We start from the raw sequence: 23,682 nt of genomic DNA on the forward strand, positions 1-23,682 counted from the left end.
TTGCTAGAAATCCGAGACCTTTCCAACCGCAAGTCCGGCGAAGCGCTCAGGCCGGTAGGGTACCGGATCGACGATCGGTGCGGCGCCCGTGACGAGATCCGCGATGAGATGGCCCGCCCCTGGGCCGATGCCGAAGCCGTGGCCGCTGAAGCCCGCGGCCAATATCAATCCGGGCCGGCCGGACGCCTCGCCGATGACAGGCACGCCGTCGGGCGTCGAATCGATATAGCCGCCCCATGCAGCGGTGATCTTCGCGTCTGTCAGGGCCGGCAACAATTCGAGCGCGCGCCGATGCGTGAGCTCGATCGTGTTCCGGTCGGGCGCAGGATCGAGAATGCGCATCCGCTCCATCGGCGTCGGTTCGTCCATGCGCCAACGCCGGAGTGTTTCGTGTCCGGACCGCACGCCTTCAAGGCCGCCGGGGAGCAGGCTGCGCCACCGGCGCAGGAACATCGGCAGGAATTGCGGGGCAAAGCGCAGCTGTTGCGGCGTCGGATCGACGCGGCCTCGGCCGCTGATGGCGAGCGTGTAGCCGCCGCCTCCGCGCTTCGTCACCGAAACGGCGGAGGTGTGAAGCGCGTCGGGCAGGCCCTTCGCGGCTTCAGAGACGGACAGAATCGACGACCGGATCGAGGCGAGCGGAAGGCGGATGCCGGCCTGATGGCAGAAGGACGAGGACCACGCGCCGCCGGCCACGATGGCGATCCGCGTGCGAATGGTGCCATGCTCCGTCACGACCGCACTCATGCGGCCGGCCTCGGTCTCCAGCCCGCGCGCCGCGCACATCTGGTGCACGGTGCTGCCGCGCTTGAGAATCGCCCGCGCGACCGCCGGCGCAGCGCTGGCGGGATCGGCGGTGCCGTCGCTTGGCGAGAAGACACCGCCCTTCCAGGCGCGTCCCGTCGCGGTGCCGCGCTGCGTGGCCGTGGTCGCATCGAGCATGTGTGTGGTGACGCCCACCGTTCGCGCGAAGTCGCGCCAGCGTGCCCAGCCCGCGAGCTCAGCCTCGTCGTTGCTGAGATAGAGGAGGCCGCAGCGGGAGAAGCCGGTGCTCTCGCCGCTCTCCGCGCCAAAGCTCTCCCACAGCTCCAGGCTCCTGGTCGCCATCGGCAATTCGCGAGCATCGCGGTTCTGCTGGCGGCACCAGCCCCAGTTTCGGCTGGACTGCTCGGCGCCGATCCGTCCCTTCTCCACCAGCGCGACGCTGAGGCCTCGCAGGGTGAGATAGTAGGCGGCGAACACCCCGACGATGCCACCTCCGATCACCACGGCATCGGCGCTGCCGGGAAGATCCGGCGTGGTCTCGATATGGCTGAGTGGAGCGGGCATCCTGGTTTCCTAGATTTCGGTCGTCACAGCGTAAGGCGCGCATCGGCGCCAGCGGCGCCGGATTTGATGGTGTCTCAGCATTTTATGCTGTATCGTCTCGTCGCCGCAAAACTGCGTTTTTCTCGGACGATATGACCTCGATGAGAAACGACGCTTGCGGACTGGGTGAGCTTTCGGCTCATTGTGCAAAATTTTCTGTTGTGCCTTCTGGCGCCTGCTCGATGGAGAGTCTCCCATGAAGCTGGATCGGATCGACATCAAGATCCTCCACGAACTCCAGAAGAACGGCCGCATTACCAATGTGGAGCTCGCCGAGCTGGTGAACCTGTCGCCCAGCCCGTGTCTCATGCGCGTGAAGAGACTGCAGGCCGAGGGCTATATCGAGGGTTACGCCGCGCAGATCAACGTGCGCGAGCTCGGGCAGACGCTGACCGTGTTCACCGAGGTGACGTTGAAGAACCACAGGCAGATCGACTTTGCCCGTTTCCTGTCGGCGGTCGACAAGGTCGACCAGCTGATCGAGTGCCATCTGGTCTCCGGAGGCTACGACTACATGCTGAAATTCGTCACCGCCAGCATCGGCGAGTACCAGACGATCATGGAGCGTCTGACCGACATGGATATCGGCATCGACAAATATTTCAGCTTCGTCGTTCTCAAGTCGCCGATCGTGCGCTCGCAGATGCCGCTGACCAGCCTGTTTCCGGCCTGATTGGCCGCAGCGCGGGCCACTGCTACTGGTGGCCATAGGCACGCAATTCGTCGGCTTCCTGCTTCAAATTGTCGAGCCAGTCCGGATCGAGCTTAGGGACGGAAGAGAACAGCAGCCGCGTATAAGGGTGCTGTGGCGCCGCGAGCCGGGTCGACGTGATCTGCTCGACCTTCTTACCGCGATACATCACTATGATTTCGTCGCAGATCGCCTCGACGACCGACAGGTCGTGGCTGATGAAGATATAGGAGATGCCGAGTTCGCGCTGCAGCTCCTTGAGAAGCTCGATCACCGCGGCTGCGACGACGGTATCGAGAGCCGACGTGATCTCGTCGCACAGGATGAGCGTAGGCTCGGCGGCGAGTGCCCGGGCAAAATTCACCCGCTGCTTTTGGCCGCCCGACAGCTCTCCCGGCAATCGATGGCGCACCGATTTGGGCAGGTGGACGAGATCGAGAAGTTCGCTGACGCGCGCGTCGCGCGCCTTGCCCCTCATGCCGTGATAGAAGGTGAGTGGACGCCTCAGAATGTCCTCCACCGACTTCGCCGGATTGAGCGCGGTGTCCGCGTGCTGGAACACGATCTGGATGTCGCGGAGGTCATTGCGGGTGCGATTGCGGCCCGCCTTGCCCAATTCGCGGCCGTTGAAGATGATGTCGCCCGCATGAGCGGGCAGAATGCCGGCGATCGCCCTGGCAAGGGTCGACTTGCCGCAGCCGGATTCGCCGATGATGCCGAGATTTTGCCCGCGATCCAGTTTGAGGCTGACGGCCTGGACCGCACGGACCAGCGGCTGCCCGTCGCGCGCGCGAGGGCCATAGCCCACCGTCAGATTGTCGACCTCAAGCAAGGGCCGCTTTGTCGCGTCGTCGTCGGCCGTCGCCCGCTGCTGGGTCTTCGGCCTGAATGCGGCCAGCAGCTGTCTTGTATAGGGGTGCTGGGCATCGTCGAGGATTTGATCTGTCGTCCCGGTTTCCTGGACCGTGCCGTCCTTGAGGACCACGATCCGGTCGGCGATCTGGGCGACCACGGCCAGATCGTGCGAGACGTAGACGCCTGCGATGTTGTGCTGCGCCGTGACGGACTTGAACGCGCGCAGCACCTCGACCTGCGTCGTGACGTCGAGTGCCGTGGTGGGCTCGTCGAAGATGACGACCTTCGGCTGGCCGATCAGGGCCATCGCGGCGGCGAGCCGCTGCAACTGCCCTCCCGAGACCTGGTGCGGATAGCGGTTGCCGATCGTCTCCGGCTCCGGCAACGACAGCGCCTTGAACAGCGAGAGGGCCTTCGCCTGCGCTTCGGCGGCCGGCATCAGCCTGTGGATCCGGGCCACCTCGGTGACCTGGTCCATGATGGTGAGTGCAGGGTTGAAGGCGGCCGCAGCGCTCTGCGGCACGTAGGCGACGCTCGTTCCGCGAATCCTGGTGCGCTCGGCTTCCGACAAAGACACCATGTCAATGCCGGCTACGCGCACCTCGCCACTGGAGATCGCGCAGCCTTGCCGGGCATAGCCCATCAGTGTCATGGCGATCGTGGTCTTGCCAGAGCCGCTCTCGCCGATCAGGGCGAGGATCTCGCCTCTGGCGATGTCGAGGCTGACACCCTTGATGATCTCGACCCGCCTGCCGGCGTCGGTCGTTGCCTCGACCCTGAGGTCGCGGATCTCGACGAGGTTTCCGGTCATTCGGAGCTCCTGTCGCGAATCCTGCGCGGCAGGTTGTCGATCAGAAGGTTGACGCTGATGGTGAGGCTCGCGATGGCGAGCGAGGGAAAGATCACCGCCGGTGCGCCAAAGGGCAGACCGGCGATGTTCTCGCGAACCAGCGCACCCCAGTCGGCGTAAGGCGGCTGCACGCCGAGCCCGAGAAAGGACAGGCCGGAGAGCAGCAGTACGATGAAGACGAAGCGCAGGCCGAGATCGGCAAGCACGGGACCGAGGATGTTGGGAAGAATCTCAGAGGCGATGAGATAAGGCAGGCGCTCGCCCCTGATACGGGCGACGACGATGAAGTCCATCGTATTGACGTTGACGGCAAGCGCGCGGGCGAAGCGATAGGCGCCCGGCGTGTAGATCACCGACAGCGTCCCTATCAGCGCCGGGATCGACGAGCCGACCGCGGCGACCACGACGAGGCCAAACAGCTTGCTGGGGATCGAGTTGAGCGCATCGAGAAAGCGGCTCAGCGTGCTGTCGAACCAGCCCCCGGCGACTGCGGCGGTCATGCCGAGCGCGACGCCGCAGAAGCAGGCGATGGTGACGGCGGCGAGCGAGATGCCGAGCGTGTAGCGGGCGCCCATCAGGATGCGCGAGAAGATGTCGCGACCGAGATAGTCCGAGCCGAACCAGAGCTCTCGGCTCATGGGGCCGAAATAATCGGAATCGACGATCTCTCCGACGGAATGCGGGATGATTTGCGGGGCGAAAAGCGCGACGGCGGCCCAGAGAAGAATGATGCCAAGGGCAGTCATGCCGACCAGATTGAAGCGATAGCCCAATCGCATGCCTAGCCGGCCCGATGAGGTCGAATTCGTCATCGGAGCCTCGGATTGGACAAGACGGCGATGATATCGGCAGCCGTGATCAATGCCAGATAACCGAGGCAGAAGATCATCGCGCAGGTCTGGATCAGCGGCAGGTCGCGGGTCGAAACGGCATCGACCATCAGCTTCGCAACTCCAGGATAATTGAAGATGGTCTCCACGATGATGACGCCGCCGAGCAGATAAGACAGCGAGAGCGCGACCGCGTTGACGATCGGGCCGAGCGCATTGGGCAGTGCGTGTCGCAGCACGAGCCGGGGCCGCGAGGCGCCCTTGAGGAGCGCCATCTCGACATAGGGTGTGTTCAATGTCTCGACCACAGCGGCGCGGGTCATGCGGATCATCTGCGCCGAAACGCCGAATGTGAGGGTCATGACCGGCATCGCGTAGATCCTCAGGAGGTCATGGAGCGACTTGACCTCGTTGGTGAGGGAAAGGGCCGGCAGCCATTTAAGGTAGACCGCGAACAGCAGCACCGCTAGCGTTGCGATCATGAATTCCGGCACCGAGATGATGCCGATGGTCGCGATGGTCACGGTGCGGTCGTACAGCGTGCCGCGCCACATCGCAGCGGTAATGCCGAGCGTCAATGCGAATGGCACGGCGATCGCTGCGGTCAGTCCTGCGAGTTTCATCGTGTTGACGAATCGCCCGCTGATCAGACTCGCAACCGGGACATTGTTTGCATAAGACTTGCCGAAATCGCCTTGGAAGAGACCGGCGATCCATCGCAGGAAGCGAATGATCGCGGGATCGTTGAGATGCATCGCCTTGCGTAGGCCCTCGACGGCCTCGGGCGTCGCGGACTGCCCGAGCAGGATGGTGGCCGTGTCGCCTGGTAGGAGCGCGGTGGCAAAGAAGACCGCGAAGGAAACGATCACGAGCGTGATCAAGGCGATGAGAAGTCGCTTGGCCACAAGCAACGACACTTGCTTTTTCACATTCGCGCTCCCGCGGCACAACGGTCATTCAGGCCGGCTTGGGTTCCGATCTCAGGATCCCAGGCCGTGACCTCGCCTTGCGCGGTCAGGCGGTCAGCCAGACGTATTCGGCGAAGGCGTAGCCCATCATGCCGCCGAGCGGATTGGGCTCAAGTCCCTTTAGTTTGGCGGTGATGGCATCCACGTTGGAAATGTAGGCCGGAATGATGGTGGCGGCCTGTTCCGAAACCATCACCTGCATCTCATTGTAGATCTCGTGACGCTTGGCCTGGTCGAGCGAACCGCGGGCTTCGATCAGCAGCTTGTCGAATTTCTCCGAGGCGAAGCGGCTCTCGTTCCACGGCGCGTCCGACTTGTAGAGCAGGGAGAACAGGATGTCCGGCGTCGGGCGCGGGTTGATGTTGCCGAAATGGATCGGTGACTTCAGCCAGTAATTGCTCCAGTAGCCGTCGGAAGGCACGCGCTTCACGTCGAGCTTCATGCCGATCTGGGCTGCGCTGGCCTGGACGATCATGGCCATGTCGACTGCCGAACTCGGCGCATCAGAGGTAATGACCTCGACCGTCTGACCGAGCACGCCGGCCTTCTGAAAATGGAATTTGGCCTTGTCCAAATCGAACGCTTTGGGCTTGAGGGCTGCGTTGTGGTAGGCGTTGACGGGCGAGACGGGCTGGTCGTTGCCGACCACGCCGAAGCCGCGCAGCGCCGATTTGACGATCTGCTCGCGGTTGACGACGTATTTCATGCCCTCGACGAAGTCCCTGTTGTTGCCGGGCGTCATGTCCATGCGGATGTTCAGGTCGGTGTAGGTGCCCGATGTGGTCGTTGACAGCGCGAAGCCGTCCTTGCCGTCGAGCAGGCGCACCGAGCGCGGGTTGATCGAGGCGCCGAGATGAATGTCCCCGGACAGCAGGGCGTTGATTCGGGCGCTCTCGTCCGGGATGGCGAAGAACTCGAAGGAGTCGACGTTCGGACCGCTCTTGAAGTAGTTGGTGTTCCGCGCCCCGATCGAGCGTTCGCCGGGCGTGAACTGTTTGCAGGTGAAGGCGCCGGTGCCGTTGCCCGAGGAGAAATCGGTGGTGCCGTCGGCCACGATCATGAAGTGATGCATGGACAGGATCGTCGGCAGGTCCGCGTTGGGGCTCGCCAGCGTGACCTCGACGGTCGTCTTGTCCACGGCCTTGAATTCAGTCATCTGGGACGCGATCGCGGCTACCTTCGATCCGGTCGCCTTGTCCAGATGGCGCTTCAGCGAAAAGATGACGTCGTCGGCACCGAGATTCTTGCCGTTGTGGAAGGTGACCCCCTTCTTCAGCTTGATCGTCCAGGTCTTGGCATCGTTGCTTTCGATGGACTCGGCGAGCTCCATCTGGGGTACGCCGCTCTGGTCGAGAAATGTCAGGCGATTGTAGAAGGAGCAGCAGCGAACATAATCGGTCGAGAGCGAGGCTTTGGCCGGGTCCAGGGTGTCGGCGGTGGACGAGGACCAGGCCGCGGCTTTCAGGGCGCCGCCTTTCACGGGTGTCGCCGCCACCGCTTCCGACGCACGGCCGAAGACCGTGCTGGTCGCGGCCATCGCCACGCCGTTCGCAAGCATCAGCTTCAGCAGGTCGCGACGCGAAGCCCCGCGCCGGATTGCGTTCTCGATCGTGGCATCGTCCGAAGAAGACCAGTTCGTCGTGTCGCTCATGTCAATCCCTCGCTGGCTAAAGCTTACGGCTCGTGTTGCGGGGAGCGGCAGATTGTTCTGCCGCGCCGTTGTGGTGGAAGCTTGCGCGGTCCGTCACAACGACGTTTGCCGCGTCTCCTACCCAGGACTGCATTCTTTCCCGCGATCGAAGTCTCGCAGGATAGTCCCGCGGCTTTGGCCGAAAAAACCGCGAGCCGCGGCACAAAATTGCGAAGATGTCTCTGTTTCTAGTATTTCGGACCTGCGTCCAGCCGGCTCATTGTGCATGCCTACTAATGTTGCAGCGCGGCGCGAACTTCGGCATCGGCCAAGGTATCGTCGAGAGTCCTGGTGGTGCGCTCGATGATGGCGTCGATGTCGGATTCGGTGCAGCAGAGCGGCGGCGCATAGCCCAAGACGCCGGTCGGAAAGGCCCTGATGACCAGACCGTTCTTCCAGGCGCGTTCGAAGATGCGCTTCGCCGGCTCGGCCGCAGCGGGGAGTGGTGTCTTGCGGTCCTTGTCTGTGACGAGCTCGATCGCGGCCAGCATGCCGCGGCCGCGCACGTCTCCGACGAGGGGATGATCCTTCAACGCCCGAAGGCCCGCCATGAGACGTGCACCCGCCTTTAAACCATTCGCAAGCAGCCCACTCTCGTAGAGGCGCAGTACTTCCAGAGCCACGGCGGCACTGACCGGATGCGCGGAGTAGGTGTAGCCATGACCGACCGCGCTCGCACCCGCCGCTTCGGCGATCGTGTCGTAGACGTGATCCGACATGAAGACCGCGCCCATCGGAACGTACCCGGAGGTCAATCCCTTGGCGACAGTCATGAGGTCGGGGATGATGTCGTCCTCGCTGCATGCGAACAACGGTCCGGTCCGGCCAAACCCGGTGATGACCTCGTCCGCAACGAAGAGAATGCCATAGGTCTGGCACCGCGCGCGCATGGCTTTCATCCAACCTTTCGGCGGCACGAGCACGCCACCCGAGCCCTGGATCGGCTCGGCGTAAAATGCGGCCACGCGCTGCGGGCCGCCGATCTCCTCGATTTTCGCATCGAGCGCGGCGAGCGAGGCTGCGATGACGGCATCGTCGTCCGCGCCGGCCGGATTGCGATAGACATAGTGCGACGGAATTTTGTGCTGCCAGCTCAGCGGCACACCGAATCCCGCGTGGAAGGCGGGCAGGGCTGTCAGGCCGGCGCCGACGGTCGAAGACCCGTGATAGCCCTGTTCGACCGAGATGAAATGCTCGCGCTGTGGCTCACCCCGTGCGTGCCAATAATAGCGGATGAAACGGACCGTGCTGTCGACGGCATCCGAACCGCCGAGCGTGAAATAGACATGGTCGAGGTCGCCGGGCGCACGCTCCGCCAGCTCGGCCGCAAGCCGGATTGCAGGCTCCGATCCGAGGCTGAAATAGCCCGTGGCGTAGGGAAGCTCTTGCATCTGCTTTGTCGCGGCGGCAACGATGCTGTCATGACCATAACCGGCATTGACGCACCAGAGCCCGGCGAAGCCGTCGACAAGCTGATGCCCGGAGGCATCAGTCACGGTGGCTCCCTTGGCTGATCTCAGCACCTTGACGCCGGCTGCTTCGTGACCCCGATAGGAGGCGACCGGGTGGATGAGATGGGCCCGATCGAGTTCAACGAGCGAATTGCTGAGCATCAAGATCTCCGCTTATCCAAAAGCCTGGCTGGCGAGGGCAAAAGTGGTGAATGGCCCAAGGCAGGACCGTGCAGTGTTGGGACGCTGCATGGCGATGCCTTCGTCAACCCGGGGCAGTCCATGGTTCGCGACCCAGGCGCTCAATTGGGAGCCTTCGGCCGTATCGAGGCGGACGAAGCGTCCCTCGCTTCGGGCCACGAAGAATTCAATCAATGCTTTGCCGTCGTCGACGTTTGCGGCGACCACGGGGCCGATCACCTCACCTCTGCCGAAGGTACGTAACCCCGCAAATCCGGTGATTCCCTGGCCGCGATCGAGCACGGCCAGTTGGCCGACCTTCGCAAGCGTACGCAGCAGATCTCGTCGGTCTGCGCCGCAGGCGCTTTTGTCCAGCTCGATGATCCCGAAGATATCGTGCGCCTCGGCCGGCCGGACTTTGGCGGGCGGCGCAACATGCCGGGCCAGACCCTGATGCTGGACAATCGTGCCGGTCTGCCCAAAACCCAGCTTCTGATAGAGCGGAGCGCCATCACGCGTTGCGATCAGCCTCAGCGTGCGCGGCCCCGCGAACGCGATGACCGCTTCCATGAGTTGGCGCCCCAATCCGCGCCCGCGGGCAGCTTCATCGACGATGACCATGTTGATGGTCGCGACGTCCTGCTCGTAGGGCGTCATCAGCACGGTCCCGAGCACGGTTGCAGCATCGGTGTCCAGCGCCACAAATCCCGTGCTTAGATCCAGCGCCAGTTGCCAGTCGTCGAGGCGATGAGGCCACCCGGCTTGACGTGAGAGGCGTAACGCGCCTTCGAGATGCTCATGGCGCAATGTCGTGAGCGAGATCGTGCTCTGGGTCATAGACTGGCTTTCCTGTCCGCCTCCAGTCTCGTACGTCGGTGACATGCAGATCGTCTGAAGGGCATTGCGGGAACGACATCTTTCACCGCAGGCGGCGGAAAAGCCGCATCTTATGCCGCGTCGACGCTCTATTGTTGCGGCCCTGACATTGTGCGAGTGCACCAGGATAGGGATGATGAGCCAGTTTCGCCCGAAATACGTGACCTTCGACTGCTACGGCACGCTGACGAATTTCCAGATGGCCGAAGCCGCGCAGGATCTCTATCGTGCACACCTGCCCGAAGCGCAGATGGCGGCGCTCGTGCGCGATTTTGCAGCGTATCGGCTTGACGAGATTCTCGGCGACTGGAAACCCTATGCGGACGTCGTCCACAATGCGCTGGAACGCGCCTGCAAGCGCAACGCCGTTGCCTTCAAGTCCGAGCATGGGCAGATGGTTTATGACCGCGTGCCGAGCTGGGGGCCGCATCCCGACGTTCCTGCCGGACTTGCCAAGGTCGCCAAGGAGATTCCGCTCGTCATCCTCTCCAACGCCATGAATGCGCAGCTGCCGTCCAACGTGGCCAAGCTCGGGGCGCCGTTTCATGCCGCGCTCACGGCCGAACAGGCTCAGTCCTACAAGCCGCGCATGAAGGGCTTCGAGTTCATGTTCGATACGCTGGGCTGTGGACCCGAGGACGTGGTGCACTGCTCCTCGTCCTTCCGCTACGACCTGATGACAGCGCACGACCTCGGCATCAAGAACAAGGTGTGGGTCAATCGGGGTCACGAGCCCGCCAACCCGTATTACGGCTATGTCGAGATCAAGGACATCGGCGGCCTGCCTGCGGTGTTCGGGCTCTGAGCCGGCGGGATCTGCGGTGAAATACGTTCCTTACTGGCATGATACCGCACCGCGCTTTTCCGGCGGTGCCGACGGTCCCGTCGAGGGGCACTATGACGTTGCGGTGATCGGGGGCGGCTTCACGGGTCTTGGAGCTGCGCGGCAGCTTGCGAAGGCGGGCACGAAGGTCGTTGTCCTCGAAGCAGACCGGGTGGTCGGCGGCGCATCGGGACGTAACGGCGGCCATCTCAACAATGGTCTCGCCCACAGCTATCTCGCCGCCAAAGCCGAGCTCGGCAAGGAGCGAGCCGTCGCGCTCTACCGCGCGCTCGATTCCTCGATCGACACGCTCGAGGCGCTGATCGCGGAGGAAGGCATCGCGTGCGACTTCCGCCGCGCTGGCAAGCTCAAGCTCGCCTCCAAGCCGAAACATCTCGACGCCATCGCTCGCAATTTCGAGGCGGTTCATCGCGAAGTGGATCCGGACACCGCGTTGCTGTCAGCTCAGGATCTCGGTGCGGAAATTGGCTCGCCCTTCTTCGGTGCGATGCTCTCGAAGAAGAGCGCGATGATGCATATGGGACGCTATGGCGTCGGACTTGCCGAGGCCGCCAAGCGCGGCGGCGCCACCATCTTCGAGCAGGCACTGGTGACCGCGCAGACGCGCGAAGGGGCGCGCCATCGGCTGACGACGCCGCGCGGCAGCGTCACGGCCGACCAGGTGATGCTGGCGACGGGCGCCTATACCACCTCGAACTTCGGTTACTTCCGCCGACGCCTCGTCGCCGTCGGCAGCTTCATCGTTGCGACCCGGCCGCTGACGACGGCTGAAATTGCGGCCACCATGCCGGGCAATCGCACGTGCGTCACGTCGATGAACGTCGGCAATTATTTTCGTCTCGCTCCGGACAACCGTCTGATCTTCGGCGGCCGCGCGCGCTTCTCGGCGACCTCGGACCAGCGGTCCGACGCCAAGAGCGGCGCTATCCTGGTGGAGGGGCTCACACGGGTCTTCCCGCAACTGGCCGGTATCGAGATCGACTATTGCTGGGGCGGCCTCGTCGACATGACAAGCGACCGCTTTCCGCGCGCCGGCTATCAGGACGGGCTGTGGTATGCGATGGGCTATGCCGGTCACGGCGCACAGCTGTCGACCCATCTCGGCATGATCATCGCAGATGCGATGCTCGGGCGCGAAGACCGCAACCCGATGAAGGACCTCGACTGGCCCGCGGTGCCCGGACATTTCGGTAAGCCGTGGTTCCTGCCGCTGGTGGGAATGTATTACAAGATGCTCGATCGCATTCAGTAGTCTGAAGACGATCGAGCCTCTTGCTCGTCGCGGCCTAGCCCAGCCCTCCGATGTGAAAGGCCTTGGTCTCGAGGTATTCCTCGATCCCGACCTGTGCCCCTTCGCGTCCCAGTCCTGATTGCTTGATGCCGCCGAACGGAGCTACCTCCGTCGACACCATCCCGGTGTTGAGGCCCACCATGCCGGCTTCGAGTGCTTCGGCAACGCGCCAGGATCGCTTGAGGTCGCGCGTATAGAAGTAGGCGGCAAGTCCGAACGGTGTCGCGTTTGCAATGGTAATCGCCTCTTCGTCGGTCTCGAAGCGGAACAGCGGTGCGACAGGGCCAAACGTTTCCTCATGCGCCAGCACCATGTCGGTGGTTGCCTCGGTGAGGACGATCGGCGCGGTGAATTGCGGGCCCTTGGGCAGGGTTGCCGGTCGAGCAGCGATACGGGCACCCTTGGATAGCGCATCGGCGACATGGCGGTTGATCTTGCTGATCGCCGTTTCGTTGATCATCGGCCCGATCGCCACGCCGGGTTCGAGACCCGATCCCACTTTCATTCTCTCGACGCGGGCGACAAGCTTTGCGGCGAAGGCATCGTAGACGCCGGCCTGGACGAGGATCCTGTTGGCGCAAACGCAGGTCTGCCCGCCATTGCGGAACTTCGACATGATTGCACCCTCGACCGCAAGGTCCAGATCGGCATCGTCAAAGACGATGAAGGGCGCATTGCCGCCGAGCTCGAGGCTCACGCGCTTGACGCTATCAGCGGCACCGCGCATCAACAGCGAGCCGACGCGGGTCGAGCCGGTGAACGAAATCTTGCGCACCGTCTCGTTGGCCATGATCTCCGCGCCGATCTCGCTCGGCAGGCCGGTGACGACGTTGATGACGCCCGCGGGAATTCCGGCGCGCTCAGCCAGCACGGCGAGAGCCAGCGCCGAATGGGGCGTGAATTCCGATGGCTTGATCACAACGGTGCATCCAGCCGCGAGCGCGGGAGCCACCTTGCGCGTTATCATGGCGTTGGGGAAATTCCAGGGCGTGATGATCGCGCATACCCCAACAGGCTCCTTGAGGATGACGATGCGCCGGTCGGGTGTGGGCGAGGGGATCGTGGAGCCGCCGATCCGCCGGGCCTCCTCCGCGAACCATTTGACGAAGGAGGCGCCGTAGCGGATCTCGCCCTTGGACTCTTCTAATGGCTTGCCCTGCTCGAGCGTCAGGATACGCGCGAGATCGTCGAGATGCGCGATCATGAGGCCGTGCCAGGCCTCCAGAAGCGCGGCGCGCCCCGCATTGGTTTTCGCGCGCCAGCTCCCGTAAGCCTTCGCGGCCGCGGCAATGGCGGCGCTTGTGTCGTCCCGTCCCATGGCCGGAACGGTTCCGAGAACAGTCTGCGTCGCCGGGTCGATCACGTCGATGGTCGCGCCCGAGAGCGCGCCTTGCCACTGGCCGCAGATCAGGCCCTGCTGGCGGAAGAGCTGCTTGTCGCTGAGGTTCTTCATCTGTTGCGCCTTGTCGATCAGGAGAGACGGGAAAGCACGGCTGCGGTGATGGCCTCGGTGCGCTCCTTGCCGGGAACCGTGCCGATGCCATGTGAGGTGACGGCCGCCAGCGCCGTCATGATCCGCGCGGCGGCCTTTGCCTCGCCGAGATGCTCGAGCATCATCGCCCCGGACCAGATGGCTGCGATCGGATTGGCCGTGCCGAGATGGGCGATGTCGGGTGCCGAGCGGTGGACGGGCTCGAACATCGAGGGCGCGTTACGCTCCGGATTGATATTGGCCGAGGCGGCAAAGCCGAGCCCGCCCTGGATGGCGGCGCCGAGATCGGTCAGAATGTCGCCGAACAGGTTGGAGGCGACGACGACGTCGAGGCTCTCCGGCGCCATCACCATGCGCGCGGCGAGCGCGTCGACGTGATAGCTCGTGCATTCGACGTCGGGATAGTCGGCGGCAACCAGCCGCGTCACCTCGTCCCAGAACACCATCGAGTATTTTTGTGCATTCGACTTGGTGACCGAGGCGAGCTTCTTGCGCCGCTTGCGCGCCTGCTCGAACCCGAACCGCAGGATCCGTTCGACGCCGGCGCGCGTGAACACGGAGGTCTCGACCGCGATCTCGGCGGAGGTGCCCTGATGCACGCGCCCGCCGGCGCCTGAATATTCGCCTTCGGTATTCTCGCGGATGCAGAGGATGTCGAATGTGGTCGTCTTCAGCGGACCGTTGACGCCCGGCAGCAGACGATGCGGCCGGACGTTGGCATATTGGGTGAACCCTTTGCGGATAGGCAGCAGCAGCCCATGCAGCGATACGGCATCGGGCACCTCCGCCGGCCAGCCGACCGCGCCGAGCAGAATCGCATCGAATCGTTGCAGCGTCTCGATGCCGTCGGCCGGCATCATTGTGCCCGTGTCCTTGTAAAAGGCACAGGACCACGGAAATGTCGTTCCATTCAGCGCAAAGCCCGAATGACCGGCGGCTGCTTCGAGTACAGCCCATGCGGCCTCGGTCACGTCGCGGCCAATACCGTCACCGGGGATGAGTGCGATCGCGTAGGTCTTCATGAGGACTCCTCGACTCGGCGTCATGACACCGTGACGTAGATCTTGCGAACGGTCTCGATCGTCTTCCACACGCCCGTAAATCCGGGTTTCATGATGAAGCTGTCGCCGGCCTTGAATGTCATCGGGACGCCGCCATCAGGCGTGATCTCGATCGTGCCGGCGAGGATGTGACAGAACTCGAAGGTCTCGCCCTTGATCGAGCGCGTCTCGCCTGGCGTTGCTTCCCACACGCCGGTGTGCACGAGTTCGCCCTTGGCCTCGTCCTGGACCCAGGTCTTGAAGTGCGGTGCGCCGGCAATGAGCCGCTCCGGTATCGGGCCGGATTCCTTCGGGGCAAAAGTCGGGCTGGGTTCGATCCGTTTCAGCAGCAAGTTGGGCTCCTCTCAGTAACCGCGGGTCCGATCGACGAGCCCGACGAGGTCGAGGCCCGCTTCATACCGCTTGATGTTGTCGATGACCGCGCGAGCGGCGGTGCCCGCCTGGGTGACGCTTGCCACATGCGGGGTCAGCAGCACTTTCGGGTGGATCCACAAGGCGTGATCGGAGGGCAGCGGCTCCGGTTCGGTCACGTCGATGACCGCGCTGGCGAGTTGGCCCGTATCGAGAGCCGCGAGGAGTGCGCGGGAATCGAGCTGCGCGCCGCGCCCGGCGTGGACGAGGGCCGCGCCTTTCGGCAATTGCGCAAAGAGTTCTTGATTCAGAATCCCTCGCGTGGCCCCGGTGAGCGGCAGCAGACAAATGAGGATGTCGATTTCGCCGAGCATCCGGCTGAGGCCGGCATCGCCGCTATAGGTCGCAACGCCTGCGATCGTTTTGTCCGACCGGCTCCAGCCGCTCAAGCGGAAGCCGAAGGGCTTCAGGCTCTCTAGTACGGCGCGGCCGAGCACGCCAAGTCCGAGGACTCCGACCCGCTGGTCGGGGGCCTGCTTCTGCGGCAGAGCCCGCCATTCGCGGCGTCGCTGCAAATCGAGATAGGTCGGGATGTTGCGGTGAAGCGCCAGCACCGCGAGGGTGACATATTCCTGCATCATCCGGATGATGCCGTCTTCCACCATCCGGACCACCTTCACCCCAGGTGGAATCCCCGCCAGCCGCAACTGATCGATGCCCGCGCCGACCGAAAACATGATCTCGAGGTTACGGTATTGTTCCAGCGCCTCCGGCACGGACCAGGTGATGACATATCGTATATCGGCAGGAGAGACCGCGGCCGGTCCGATGGCGAAGGGCAGGTGTGGGAGCTCGCGCGCGAAGGCCGCGCGAAAGACGGCCCCGCGCTGTGCGTCGGAATTGAAGAGAAATGTCATTGTCGAATTCGAAGCGCGCAGGGAATGGCGAACTTGCCGGATTGAACCAGACTATCGGGCCCGTCATGTCAATCGGTGCCGAATGCGGTTGCGATTTGGTGGAATGTTTCGTTGGACGGCGGTTCCGGAACGCAATCTGCGGCGGGGCCCGGTGTAAGCTGAGCCTGACCAGCTCGCAGCCGCCGATTTCGACCGATGGCGAGCCGATCAGGGGGCGACATGAAATCCCGCACGACCAGTTCGCTGACGATCGACGCATTCGACGCGCGCGCGGTCGACATCGACACGGTGGAGCTCGATCAGCTCTATACGCTCTCGATCGGCGTTGGCTGGCCGCACCGTCCGGAGGACTGGCAGTTTCTGCGTGATGCGGGCCACGGCATCGTCGTTCACGACGAAATCGGGCGGGTGCTGGGCTCCGCCATGTGGTTTCCCCATGGAGCGGATTTTGCCACTGTCGGCATGGTGATCACCTCGCCCCGTCTTCAGGCCCTCGGCACGGCTCAGTGGCTCATGAAGCGCGTTCTGACTGAATCCAAGGGGCGCAACCTCCGTCTCAATGCGACGCACGCAGCGCGCAAGCTCTATTTGTCGCTCGGCTTTCGCCGCGAACGAACGGTGTTCCAGCGCCAGGCGGAATTGCCGCGCTTCGGTGAGATACCGCGGCTTCCCGAAGGAGCCGAGCTGCGCGAGCTGAATCGCGAGGACCTGCCGGCGATCGCTCAACTCGATGCGCAGGCGTTTGGCGCCTCGCGTCTCGATTTACTCACGGCCCTGATGGAGCAATCCACCGGGTTCGGACTCTATCGGCAGGGGCGTCTCGTCGCGTTCGCGTTGTGCCGCCCATTTGGGCGAGGCCATGTCGTGGGTCCTGTGGTCGCGTCAAGCGACGAGGACGCGATCGTTGTGGTTGCCCCGCAAGTCGCGGCCCATGAAGGACGGTTCCTAAGGGTCGACACGCACCTCGCCGACGGTGAGTTCTGCGCCTTCCTGGCCCGGTCCGGCCTTGCTTTTTTCGACACGGTCACGACGATGTCGCTGGGAGGGGAGTTTCGTGATCCCAACGATCGCTCTGGGAAGTCGCCCGTGACTTACGCGCTCGCAAGTCAAGCGCTCGGTTAAGCCCAAATCTTTGGGCATCCGCCCGCGCGGGCCTTTTTGCAGCTAAAATTCCTTAAGCCGATCGAAGCCGCAGCTGGAAGGATCGTCCATTCCAGACGGAAGCGAAGTCAACGCATACATCAGATTCTAGCGCAAAGTGTACCTTCTTTGCTGAATGTCGCTCTTCCTTTTCAGTTGGCTCAAAATGGCCCATGATGGATTGGAGCGGTGCGCCGGGAGACCGGCAGGAGACAGAATGCAAGTCCTTCACGGTGAAGGAGTAGCGATCCACACCGGCCCCGAGTCATGCGCGGGTCGTCGCGAGGCGACGCGTGAAGCGTTGACAGGGGAACGCATAGGCCAGCCATTGAGCGGCGAAATTCCAATCATTCGGAGTGCCGATGCCCTCGTTCCGGCAGAAGGCAATATGGTCGGGCACGTGATCGCGAGTGCCCGGTCGGCTCCGCGCCGTCTGAGACCCTGGCATGTGCGCACATCTTCTGCGCAGGAACCGGGAGGTCTCCGCATTGCCCTGGGCTGCCGCGCCTGGGGCCGCACGGGGGAGGCCGGAGGCCGCAGCCCGTGATGCACGATGCGGAGAAGTCGGACTCGCCCAGAGTACCGAGGAAGTCGGCGAACAACGCGGCCTGTGCTGCGGCGGAGCCGATGGAGGGAAGGGGTGGGACCAAGGGGAATGCGGACCCGCAAAGCACGGTCCGGACGCAGAGCCGGAGAGCCGTGTCCCAGGCGCAGGCCCGCATACGAGAAGCCGTCAACAGGAACAGCAAGGAGAAGCTGACGGCGCTCCTGCACCACGTCTGTGTCGACTGCCTGCGTGCGGCATTCTTCGCGTTGAAGAAGCGCGCCGCAGCCGGCATCGATCAGGTCACGTGGGACCACTACGCGGAGAACCTCGAAGACAACCTGAGAGGCCTTCACCGCCGGGTTCAGACAGGAGCGTATCGAGCGCTGCCGTCACGTCGGACCTACATTCCGAATGCGGACGGCAAGCAACGGCCGCTCGGCATCGCCGCGATCGAGGACAAGATCGTCCAGGCGGCGTTGGTCATGATCCTCACGCCAATCTACGAAGCGGAGTTCCTGGGCTTCAGCTACGGGTTCCGTCCGGGGCGGAGCCGGCACAAAGCGCTGGACGCGCTCGCGTACGGGATCAAAGGACGCAACGTCCGATGGATTCTCGACGCCGACATCCGGTCGTTCTTCGACACGATCAGTCATGCATGGCTGGTCCGCTTCATCGAACATCGGATCGAAGACAAGAGGATCGTCCGCCTGATCCGCAAATGGCTGAAGGCGGGCGTACTGGAAGACGGACACTTGGCCGAGACGGAGGAGGGGACGCCACAGGGGGCGGTGATCTCGCCGCTGCTTGCGAACATCTACCTCCACTATGTTTACGACCTGTGGGTCCACGCATGGCGCACGCGCCACGCGACCGGCAACATGATCGTCGTGCGCTATGCGGACGACACCATCGTCGGCTTCCAGCATCGGGCGGACGCGGAACGCTTCCTCCACGACCTGACGGAGAGGCTCGCCAAGTTTGCACTAAATCTGCACCCTGAGAAGACGCGTCTGATCGAGTTCGGCCGCTTTGCAGCCGGCGATCGGATCCGACGCGGCGAGGGTAAGCCGGAAACGTTCGACTTCCTTGGGTTCACGCACATCTGCGGGACCATGCGGGATGGCCGACGATTCCAGCTCGAGCGCAAGACGAAGCGCAAACGGAAACGGGCAACACTGCAGAGGATCGTGGATGAGCTCCGTCGCATCCGGCATTCGCCGATCGACGGGCAGGGGCGTTGGCTGGCAACCGTGCTGAGGGGGCACTATGCCTACTTCGCGGTGCCGACCAACCTTCCGGCGGTGCGCGCGCTGCGCAATCAGGTCAAGATGTACTGGTTCCTGAGCCTGCGGCGACGAAGCCAGAGGCATCGACTGACCTGGTCGCGCATGAACGTCATTGCCGCGAAGCACCTGCCGCTCCCGCGTGTCCTGCACCTATGGCCGGAGCAACGCTTCCTCGTCACCCACCCGAGGTAGGAGCCGTATGCGTGAATTGCGCACGTACGGATCTGCGCGGGGGGCGCTCAGCAATGGGCGTCCCTACCGCGACAGAGTGCAAGTTTTTCAATCGGTTAGAGGGCCGCGTGTGCATGACGTGTGCACCGGAAGATCAAGAACAGTCTATCGTCGGCAAGCGTGGGCGGTTGCTCTTTGGAGATGCGGGCGTTTGATTAGAGCAGGGCGCTTGCGCGAGTCTAAGACTAATGATGTTCGTCACCAACGAGATCTCTGTTCGGCTTAGCCCGATGTCGCGGCTATTTGCGGTGAAGGCAAAGAATGGCGGTCGGGGTTTCGAGTCGCTCCCCCGCTACCAGCCGTGGTCCTCAGAACGCTACGCCAAAGCGACACCTGACTAGCTCCGTCTCCGCATCGCCCTTGCGAGACAGCATCGCTGCGCCTGCCGCTTACGCCACAAAAACGCTTGCGCCGCGGTCTGCGCAGCTGACGCGCTCGCGGAAGAAGCCGAAGAGCTCGCGGCCGATCCCGACATGTGCCGCGGAGAGATCGGCTTGCGCGCAGGTTCGCGCGGCCCACTCGCTCGGGGTGACGAGCACGTCAAGCCGCCCGGTTTCGGCGTCGAGCCTGATGACGTCGCCATCGCGAATCCGCGCAATCTCACCGCCGTCAGCCGCTTCAGGCGTGACGTGAATGGCCGTGGGAACCTTACCCGAGGCGCCCGAAAGCCGCCCATCAGTCACAAGTGCCACTCTCAGCCCGCGATCCTGAAGGACGCCAAGGAGCGGCATCAGCTTGTGCAGCTCCGGCATTCCGTTTGCCTTCGGACCCTGGAAGCGCACCACCGCAACCATATCATCCGTGAGCTCGCCCGCAGCGAAGCTCCGTTGCAGATCCTCCTGGGAATGGAAAACGCGAGCCGGCGCTTCGATCACATGGCGCTGCGACGCGACCGCAGATGTCTTGACGACGGCGCGCCCGAGATTGCCGTTCAGAACCCGAAGGCCGCCTGTTGCCTGGAACGGATCAGCGATCCGCCGAAGCACGGCAGAATCGCCGCTTGCCGCCGGCCCATCGTGCCACGTCAGCACTCCCTCGGTATCGAGCCGCGGCTCTTGCATGTACGCGTCGAGCCCGGCACCGCAGACGGTCAGGGCGTCGCGGTGCAGGAGCCCGGCAGCAAGCAATTCCCGGATCAGGACGCTCATCCCACCGGCGGCATGAAAATGGTTCACATCTGCGGAGCCGTTGGGATAGATGCGCGCGATAAGCGGCGTCACCTCCGCGAGGTCGGCGAAATCGTCCCAGGTCAAAGTGAGACCGGCCGCCGCAGCCATGGCAACCAGATGCAGCGTCAGATTGGTCGACCCGCCGGTGGCATGCAGTCCGACGATGCCGTTGACGAAGGCGCGCTCGTCGAGCACGCGACCGATCGGGATGTACTGATTGCCGAGTGAAGTGATGTGCAATGCGCGCTCGGTCGCGGCACAGGTGAGGGCATCGCGCAAGGGCGTATTCGGGTTCACGAAGGATGAGCCCGGCAGCTGCAGCCCCATGATCTCCATCAGCATCTGGTTGGTATTGGCGGTACCGTAAAAGGTACAGGTCCCCGCGCCGTGATAGGCCTGCGCCTCGGCTTGCAGCAATGCGTCGCGTCCGACCTTTCCTTCTGCGTAAGCCTGCCGGATTTTCGCTTTTGCGTCGTTGGCCAGGCCCGAGGTCATCGGACCGGATGGAATGAAGACCGCAGGCAGGTGCCCGAACGACAGCGCGCCGATCACGAGACCTGGCACGATCTTGTCGCAAATGCCGAGAAATACCGCGGCGTCGAACGTTTGATGTGACAGCGCGATCGCGGTGGACAAGGCGATGACCTCCCGCGAGAACAGCGAGAGCTCCATTCCCGCTTCGCCCTGGGTGATGCCGTCGCACATCGCGGGAACGCCGCCTGCGACCTGGGCAACGCCGCCGGCTGCGCGGGCGCTGCGTCGGATGAGCTCAGGGAAACACTCGTAGGGCTGATGCGCCGAAAGCATATCGTTGTAGGCCGTGACAATTCCCAGGCTGGGGACGCGACCATCCTGCATCAGAGTTTTGTCGTGCGCGCCGCAAGCCGCAAAAGCATGAGCCTGGTTGGCACATCCCAGCCGCCGGCGTACCGGCGTGCTCGCCGCGTTCGCAATGCGGTCGAGATAGCGTTGTCGGCTGTCGTGACTGCGCCGAGCGATGCGATCCGTCACCTCGCCGACCCGCGCATTGATCTTTGCTGCGATCGTCATACTGGCCTCCTGTTTGCGGGTTGGGCATCGGCGATGCGCTGCTCCGCGGTCACGGAGCGTCCTCCATCCATGTTCGGCCGTCGCGTTCGATCAGTGCGACGGCGGCGGAGGGGCCCCAGCTGCCGGCAACGTAGGGACGCGGGATTTCATTCAGCTGGCTCCACGCCTGACGGATCGGATCGATCCAGCGCCATGCGGCTTCCACTTCGTCCCGACGCATGAATAAGGTCGCATCTCCGCGGACCACGTCCATCAACAGCCGCTCGTAAGCGTCAGGCACGGAGACGTCGAATGCTTCGGCGAAGCTCATGTCGAGAGGGATATATTGCAACCGCATGCCGCCCGGTCCGGGCTCCTTGATCATCAGCCAGAGCTTGATTCCCTCGTCGGGCTGCAAACGGATCACCAGCCGCGTCTGCAAAGCCTTTCCCGAATTCGAATTGAAGATCGAGTGCGGCACTTTCCTGAAAGTCACGACGATCTCGGAGCTGCGCTGTTGCAGTCGCTTTCCGGTGCGCAGATAGAAGGGAACGCCGGTCCAGCGCCAATTCGCAACGGCCGCCTTGAGTGCGACGAAAGTCTCGGTCGCGCTTTGGCGATCATCGATCTCTTCCGCGTAACCGGGGACGGCGATGCCGTTGCATGCGCCTGGGCGGTATTGGCCCGGCACGGTCAGCGATGCCGCGTTCGCCTCGTCGATCCGCTCAAGCGATTTCAGGATCTTGAGCTTCTCATCACGTACGGCGTCGGCTTCGAGCGAATGTGGCGGCTCCATCGCCACCAGGCAGAGTAGCTGCAGAAGGTGGTTTTGAACCATGTCGCGTAGCGCGCCGGATTTGTCGTAGTAGGGGCCGCGTTCCTCCACGCCGATGGACTCCGCGACCGTGATCTGCACATGGTCAATGTGGGCGGCATTCCAAAGAGGTTCGAACAGCGCGTTGGCAAAGCGCAGCGCCATCAGGTTCTGCACGGTCTCCTTGCCGAGATAGTGATCGATCCGGTAGACGCGCTCCTCCGGGAAAATCATCCCGATGGCTTGGTTGAGCCGGATTGCGGATTCGAGATCCTTGCCGATCGGCTTCTCGATGACGATGCGGGAATCGCCTTCTGAAAGACCGTACTGACCCAGTCTTTCGCAGATCGGTCCGAACAGATGCGGCGCCGTCGCCAGATAGTGGACCTGGATGCGATCGGCATAGGCTAATAGCGCGCCGGCGAGTTCGGTCCAGCCATTCTCACCTTCCGCATCGGCAGCCAAATAGGAGATTCGGGCAAGGAAGCGATCGAGTTCGGGTCCCGTCGTCTCTGATGCCGGCACATGTTTGACGATCGCCTCGCGCACCATCGCGAGGAAGTCATCTTGCGACATTGCACCGCGCGCGACGCCGAGAATGGTTGCTTCATCCGGCAACTGGCCCGCAAAATCGCGGCGAAACAGCGCCGGCAACAGCTTGCGGCGAGCAAGATCACCTGTCACCCCGAAAACGGTCAGGACGAAGGGTGCCACCGGGATGACGCGGCTTGTCATGCCCGCCGCCTTTTCAATTCGAGCCCCTTTGATGTGCCCCGTTGTGTCCGTCACTCTGTCAAGCATGGCATGGCTCCGTACTCGCATCGATGTCGGCGGCGGTCGGCAGGTCGGCTCCATCGCGGGACACCGTGATGGCAGCGGCAGCCGTCGCGTAAGCGAGCAACTCGCGGATTGCAGGCAGGTCGAGCGCCGCGATGGCGTCAGGACGGAGCCGGCCGGTTTTCGCAAGCTGCGCAAGCAGCGCGGCGTGAAACGTGTCGCCGGCGCCTACGGTGTCGCGCACGATCGCGGAACGACCGGGCACCGAAACGCTGCCAGCGGTCGAAAAGGCGGTTGCTCCCTTTGCTCCCTCGGTCACGACGACCAGGTGCGCGCCGCACGCGAGCCAGTAGGCGGCCGCATCGGCAATTGAGGCGCGACCACCCCAGGCAATGCGGACATCCTCGTCGCTCGCTTTGATTATCGTGGCGGTCCGATAGAAGCGTTCCGCGGCGACGGCCCAGCTTTTCATGTCGCCGATGACGGTCGGCCGCACGTTCGGATCGACGCTGATGACGCGGCGGCCCTGCTCGCGCTCGGCGAGCGCGGCGAATGTGGTGCCGACCGGCTCGACAGCCATGGAATAGGAGCCAAAGCTCAGAGCCTGAATATCGTCCGGCAGCTCGCGGGGCAGGTGGACAAGCTGAAGCGAGCGATCTGCTGCGCCTTCGCCGTGGAAAGTGTAGTTCGGCTGGCCGTCATCGGTCATCGCCACGATCGAAATCGGGGACGGCCGATCGGCGCGCATAACAAAACGACCATCGACGCCCTCGCGAGCGAGCCTGTCTGCGAGGAACGTGCCGAAGTGATCGCGCGAGATCCCACTCAGGAAGGCCGTTCGAACCCCAAGCCGAGCGAGGCCAACAGCAACATTGAAGGGAGAGCCGCCGGCAACGGCATGGGTCGACATGTCGGACCCGCCGTGTGCCCTCACAAATAGGTCGATCAACGCTTCGCCGCAGACAAGAATCATG

At 63.5% G+C, this 23,682-nt stretch carries 19 protein-coding genes; 5 read left to right on the forward strand and 14 right to left on the reverse strand.

The genetic code is table 11. The features are described 5' to 3' along the window. Positions 1–3: 3 nt before the first annotated feature. The gene (locus XH89_RS09640; RefSeq protein WP_194466836.1) at positions 4–1,329 is read right to left on the reverse strand and encodes an FAD-binding oxidoreductase; all 1,326 of its coding nucleotides are present in this window, start codon (positions 1,327–1,329) and stop codon (positions 4–6) included. Positions 1,330–1,564: 235 nt separating this feature from the next. On the opposite strand from XH89_RS09640, the gene XH89_RS09645 reads away from it, so the two are divergent. Next, a complete protein-coding gene (locus XH89_RS09645; RefSeq protein WP_194466837.1) occupies positions 1,565–2,041 on the forward strand; it encodes an Lrp/AsnC family transcriptional regulator in 477 nt (158 codons plus the stop codon). Positions 2,042–2,063: 22 nt separating this feature from the next. Here XH89_RS09645 and XH89_RS09650 read toward each other — a convergent pair whose 3' ends face one another. The 6 genes from XH89_RS09650 to XH89_RS09675 form a co-directional block, all read right to left on the reverse strand. Next, positions 2,064–3,725 (reverse strand): ABC transporter ATP-binding protein, encoded by a 1,662-nt coding sequence (locus XH89_RS09650; RefSeq protein ID WP_194466838.1) that lies wholly within the window; start codon positions 3,723–3,725, stop codon positions 2,064–2,066. Continuing rightward, positions 3,722–4,576 carry an ABC transporter permease gene (locus XH89_RS09655; RefSeq protein WP_194466839.1) on the reverse strand — a complete coding sequence of 285 codons (855 nt, stop codon included), beginning with the start codon at positions 4,574–4,576 and terminating at the stop codon, positions 3,722–3,724. The genes XH89_RS09650 and XH89_RS09655 overlap by 4 nt, the downstream gene beginning before the upstream one ends. Then, positions 4,573–5,523, reverse strand: coding sequence for an ABC transporter permease (locus tag XH89_RS09660; protein ID WP_194466840.1), 951 nt, complete (start codon positions 5,521–5,523; stop codon positions 4,573–4,575). Before XH89_RS09660 ends, XH89_RS09655 begins: the two co-directional genes overlap by 4 nt. 85 nt (positions 5,524–5,608) lie before the next feature. Then, entirely contained in the window at positions 5,609–7,213 is a 1,605-nt protein-coding gene (locus tag XH89_RS09665) for an ABC transporter substrate-binding protein (protein WP_194466841.1), read from the reverse strand. Positions 7,214–7,485: 272 nt separating this feature from the next. Then, positions 7,486–8,865, reverse strand: a complete 1,380-nt coding sequence (locus tag XH89_RS09670) for an aspartate aminotransferase family protein (protein WP_194466842.1) — start codon at positions 8,863–8,865, stop codon at positions 7,486–7,488. Positions 8,866–8,877: 12 nt separating this feature from the next. Then, positions 8,878–9,720, reverse strand: coding sequence for a GNAT family N-acetyltransferase (locus XH89_RS09675; RefSeq protein WP_194466843.1), 843 nt, complete (start codon positions 9,718–9,720; stop codon positions 8,878–8,880). Between the two features lie 175 nt (positions 9,721–9,895). Between XH89_RS09675 and XH89_RS09680 the strand changes: the two genes are divergently transcribed. Both XH89_RS09680 and XH89_RS09685 read left to right on the forward strand, forming a co-directional pair. Then, on the forward strand, positions 9,896–10,564 hold the full coding sequence (locus XH89_RS09680) for a haloacid dehalogenase type II (protein ID WP_194466844.1): 669 nt from the start codon (positions 9,896–9,898) through the stop codon (positions 10,562–10,564). A gap of 16 nt (positions 10,565–10,580) precedes the next feature. Beyond that, positions 10,581–11,855 carry an FAD-binding oxidoreductase gene (locus XH89_RS09685; RefSeq protein WP_194466845.1) on the forward strand — a complete coding sequence of 425 codons (1,275 nt, stop codon included), beginning with the start codon at positions 10,581–10,583 and terminating at the stop codon, positions 11,853–11,855. 34 nt (positions 11,856–11,889) lie between these two features. Here XH89_RS09685 and XH89_RS09690 read toward each other — a convergent pair whose 3' ends face one another. Genes XH89_RS09690 through XH89_RS09705 form a run of 4 tightly spaced genes read right to left on the reverse strand, consistent with a single transcriptional unit; the run spans position 11,890 to position 15,715 of the window. Beyond that, complete coding sequence (locus XH89_RS09690; RefSeq protein ID WP_194466846.1) at positions 11,890–13,347, reverse strand: NAD-dependent succinate-semialdehyde dehydrogenase; 1,458 nt, start codon at positions 13,345–13,347, stop codon at positions 11,890–11,892. 17 nt (positions 13,348–13,364) lie between these two features. Then, positions 13,365–14,408: a tartrate dehydrogenase gene (locus XH89_RS09695; protein ID WP_194466847.1), complete on the reverse strand. Its 1,044-nt coding sequence runs from the start codon at positions 14,406–14,408 to the stop codon at positions 13,365–13,367. Positions 14,409–14,428: 20 nt separating this feature from the next. After that, positions 14,429–14,779 carry a cupin domain-containing protein gene (locus XH89_RS09700; protein ID WP_194466848.1) on the reverse strand — a complete coding sequence of 117 codons (351 nt, stop codon included), beginning with the start codon at positions 14,777–14,779 and terminating at the stop codon, positions 14,429–14,431. A gap of 12 nt (positions 14,780–14,791) precedes the next feature. Further along, on the reverse strand, positions 14,792–15,715 hold the full coding sequence (locus tag XH89_RS09705) for a glyoxylate/hydroxypyruvate reductase A (protein WP_194466849.1): 924 nt from the start codon (positions 15,713–15,715) through the stop codon (positions 14,792–14,794). Positions 15,716–15,934: 219 nt separating this feature from the next. Here XH89_RS09705 and XH89_RS09710 point away from each other — a divergent pair, with 219 nt between their 5' ends. Together XH89_RS09710 and ltrA are read left to right on the forward strand one after the other, a co-directional pair. Continuing rightward, entirely contained in the window at positions 15,935–16,837 is a 903-nt protein-coding gene (locus XH89_RS09710) for a GNAT family N-acetyltransferase (protein ID WP_194466850.1), read from the forward strand. Between the two features lie 564 nt (positions 16,838–17,401). After that, complete coding sequence (gene ltrA / locus XH89_RS09715; protein ID WP_210345270.1) at positions 17,402–18,880, forward strand: group II intron reverse transcriptase/maturase; 1,479 nt, start codon at positions 17,402–17,404, stop codon at positions 18,878–18,880. A gap of 428 nt (positions 18,881–19,308) precedes the next feature. Here the strand turns inward: ltrA and edd are convergent, their stop codons facing one another. From edd to XH89_RS09730, 3 genes are read right to left on the reverse strand one after another with little or no spacing between them, the layout of a single operon-like run. Then, a complete protein-coding gene (edd, locus tag XH89_RS09720) occupies positions 19,309–21,138 on the reverse strand; it encodes a phosphogluconate dehydratase (RefSeq protein WP_194466852.1) in 1,830 nt (609 codons plus the stop codon). Positions 21,139–21,187: 49 nt separating this feature from the next. Further along, complete coding sequence (zwf, locus tag XH89_RS09725; RefSeq protein ID WP_194468427.1) at positions 21,188–22,666, reverse strand: glucose-6-phosphate dehydrogenase; 1,479 nt, start codon at positions 22,664–22,666, stop codon at positions 21,188–21,190. A gap of 58 nt (positions 22,667–22,724) precedes the next feature. After that, positions 22,725–23,681, reverse strand: a complete 957-nt coding sequence (locus tag XH89_RS09730; RefSeq protein WP_194466853.1) for a carbohydrate kinase — start codon at positions 23,679–23,681, stop codon at positions 22,725–22,727. Position 23,682: the final 1 nt, after the last annotated feature.

It is taken from the genome of Bradyrhizobium sp. CCBAU 53340 (assembly GCF_015291645.1).
In the GTDB taxonomy this organism is placed as follows: Bacteria; Pseudomonadota; Alphaproteobacteria; order Rhizobiales; family Xanthobacteraceae; genus Bradyrhizobium.